Consider the following 2,610-nt stretch of genomic DNA (forward strand, 5'->3'; position numbering starts at 1 on the left):
GGAGGGGGGCAGGGGGGATGGAAAAGTGGGAAGGGGGGGGAGCAGGGGGAGGGGGGGGAGGAGCCCATGGGCGGGGGGGTGGCTGCCCCTCCGCCCCCCCCCTCCCCCCCTCCCCCCCGCGCCCGGCCTCAGCGCCGGGCGGCCCCGCCCAGCGGCCGCCGCTGCGGGAGCAGCGGGCTGCCCTGGTCGCCCGGGGTGCGCGCGGCCCCCGCGGCCCGCGCGGTCCCGGAGGCGCGCTGGGGCCGCGGAGGCAGCGGGGCGGCCGGACCGGCCAGCAGGGGCTGGGAGTCGGACCGGCTCGGCGAGACCGCGAAGGCCAGCGAGCCGAAGAACACGTAGCAGCCCAGCCCGACCCCGAGCGGGAAGATGAACTGGAGCGCCATCACGCCGGCCTCGGTGGAGCGCGAGAAGTCCAGCTGGACGGAGAGCGCCGCCATGCCGGTGTAGTGCATCGCGCAGACCGCCACGCCCATCACCGGCGCCGCCGCCAGCACGGCGAGCGTGCCCCGGATGTTGAGCGCGGCCCAGAGCGCGGCCGTGGCCGCGACCACGGCGATGGCCACCGAGGCGGCCACGGTGGGCCGGTCGTAGCCGAGCGTGCCGGGCAGGACCATCGCGGCCATGCCCAGGTAGTGCATCGCGGCGACCCCCAGACCGGTGGTCAGCCCGCCGACCAGCAGCGCCAGGACGCGGCGCCGCCAGTACCCGACGGTGAAGAGCCCGACGCCGACCACGGCGACGGCGACCAGCAGGCTGAGCACGGTCAGGCCGGGCCGGTAGCCGATCTCGACGCCGGTCACGGAGAAGCCGAGCATCGCGATGAAGTGCATGGACCAGATCCCGGCCCCGAGCGAGGTCGAGGCGAACAGCAGCCAGACGGCCCGGGTGCGGCCCCGGGAGACGAGTGCCCAGCGGGCGCTGCGCAGGGCGACGAAGGCGCCGACGCAGGCGACGAAGTACGAGACCGCCGGTGTCACCCAGCCGTGGTCGGCATGGTGGATCTCACCCAATGGAGCTCCCTGGAGGAGGGTTGAGGGCACCGGGGCGCGGGCGGACGCGGCTGGCCGGGGAAGGCGCGCGGCGGCGGGCACCGGAGCGGGAACGTGCTCCCGCAGGGGAGGAGCCTGGCATGTGGTGCCCCTGACAATCGGGGAGAGTAACCACTGCCCGGCAGTCGCACAATGTTCGTGCTTTTCGTGAAGTCCCAGGTCAGGATGGGCCTTTACGCGGCCTGCATGATCCCGGCACCAACCCCTGACACCGCCTGCGCACCGCCTCCGGGTGACTGCGGGCCGCCGTCGGCGCTCACTCCAGGGGGGCTAGCCCGAACGGGTGGCCGGCCGGGTCGATCAGCACCCGCAGGGTGCGGCCGTGCTGGTAGGCGGGCTCGGTGGCGCCGAGCGCGAGGGCCTTCGCGGTGGCCTCGTCCAGGTCGTCGACGTAGAAGTCGAGGTGGAAGTGCTTGCTGCCGTCCGGTTCCGTCCACGGCTCCGGCCGGTAGCCGGTCACCCGGCCGAAGCCCAGCGGGCTGCCGCCCTCGGGGTTGTCCAGGATCGCGAAGCGCTCGTCCGCGTGCCTGGTCTCCCACCCCAGCAGCTCGCCGTAGAACGAGGCCAGTGCGACCGGGTCGGCGCAGTCGATGGTGACCATGGCGAGCCGGGCGAAGCCGGTGTCGCCGGGCCCGGTGCGCGCGGACCGCTCGGACGGCTGCGGCTGTTCGGACCGCTGGGACCGCTCGGACTGCTCGGTGGCGAGGTCGGACATGGCAGGTCGGCCCTTCTGGGAGAGAGCTGAGGCCCATGACCAATATGGCACCGCGGTGACCCTCCGGCACGGCGGCGGATCTCATTTTCCTTAGCGAGAGTAATGACGTAGGCTAAAGAGATGCCCGAGATGTCCGAGCAGGACCTCGCAGCGGTCAGTCAGCTGCGATCGTCCACGATGCGCCTCTCCCGACGACTCAAACACCAGCGGGTGGAGGAGTCGCTGAGTCCCACCGAGATGGGAGTGCTGGGCACCCTCGCCCGGTGCGGAAAGGCGACGCCGGGTGAGCTCGCCCGGAAGGAGCACGTGCAGCCTCCTTCGATGACCAGGATCGTCGCGATGCTGGAGGAGAAGGGGCTGGTGCGGCGCGAACCGCACCCCGAGGACCGCCGCCAGGTGGTCGTCAGCAGCACCGAGCAGGCCGAGACGATCCTCGCGGAGAGTCGTCGACGCCGGAACGTCTGGCTCGCCGAGCTCGCCCAGGGGCTCGACGAGGAGGAATGGGCCGTCCTCAGGGAGGCCGCGCCCGTGCTCTACAAGCTCGCCCACCTGTAGCCCGTACACCTGTCGCTCGTACACCTCCGAGGCACACCGACCCCGGCCGGCCGCCGGGAGAAGAAGGAGCCCGCATCACCGCAGGACCGACCACCGACACCAGGAGCGGGGAGGGCACCACCCCCGCCGCCCCGCCCCCAAGGGACACCCCCCCCACCCCCCCCCCCCCCCCCCCCCTCCCCCCCCCCCCCCCCCCCCACCCCCCCCCCCCCCCCCCCCCCCCCACCCCCCCCCCCACCCCCCCCCCCCCCCCCCCCCCCCCCCCCCCCCCCCCCCCCCCCCCCCCCCCCC

Annotated in this window: 3 protein-coding genes; 1 reads left to right on the forward strand and 2 read right to left on the reverse strand. The window is 74.3% G+C overall.

What is annotated here, in order from left to right:
- Positions 1-128: 128 nt before the first annotated feature.
- Both ACFVGO_RS35380 and ACFVGO_RS35385 read right to left on the reverse strand, forming a co-directional pair.
- Positions 129-1,010: an MHYT domain-containing protein gene (locus ACFVGO_RS35380; RefSeq protein WP_380349023.1), complete on the reverse strand. Its 882-nt coding sequence runs from the start codon at positions 1,008-1,010 to the stop codon at positions 129-131.
- A gap of 295 nt (positions 1,011-1,305) precedes the next feature.
- Complete coding sequence (locus ACFVGO_RS35385; RefSeq protein ID WP_359905722.1) at positions 1,306-1,764, reverse strand: VOC family protein; 459 nt, start codon at positions 1,762-1,764, stop codon at positions 1,306-1,308.
- A 120-nt stretch (positions 1,765-1,884) separates the two neighbouring features.
- Between ACFVGO_RS35385 and ACFVGO_RS35390 the strand changes: the two genes are divergently transcribed.
- Complete coding sequence (locus ACFVGO_RS35390) at positions 1,885-2,319, forward strand: MarR family transcriptional regulator (protein ID WP_359905720.1); 435 nt, start codon at positions 1,885-1,887, stop codon at positions 2,317-2,319.
- The last annotated feature ends 291 nt before the right edge of the window (positions 2,320-2,610 follow it).

Origin of the sequence: Kitasatospora sp. NPDC057738, from assembly GCF_042798815.1 — a bacterium.
In the GTDB taxonomy this organism is placed as follows: domain Bacteria; phylum Actinomycetota; class Actinomycetes; order Streptomycetales; family Streptomycetaceae; genus Kitasatospora; species Kitasatospora lactacystinica.

Coding starts and splice junctions, on each gene's coding strand:
- ACFVGO_RS35390 (WP_359905720.1), top strand. CDS start 1,885: ATGCCCGAGATGTCCGAGCAGGACCTCGCAGCGGTCAGTCAGCTGCGA.
- ACFVGO_RS35385 (WP_359905722.1), bottom strand. CDS start 1,764: ATGTCCGACCTCGCCACCGAGCAGTCCGAGCGGTCCCAGCGGTCCGAA.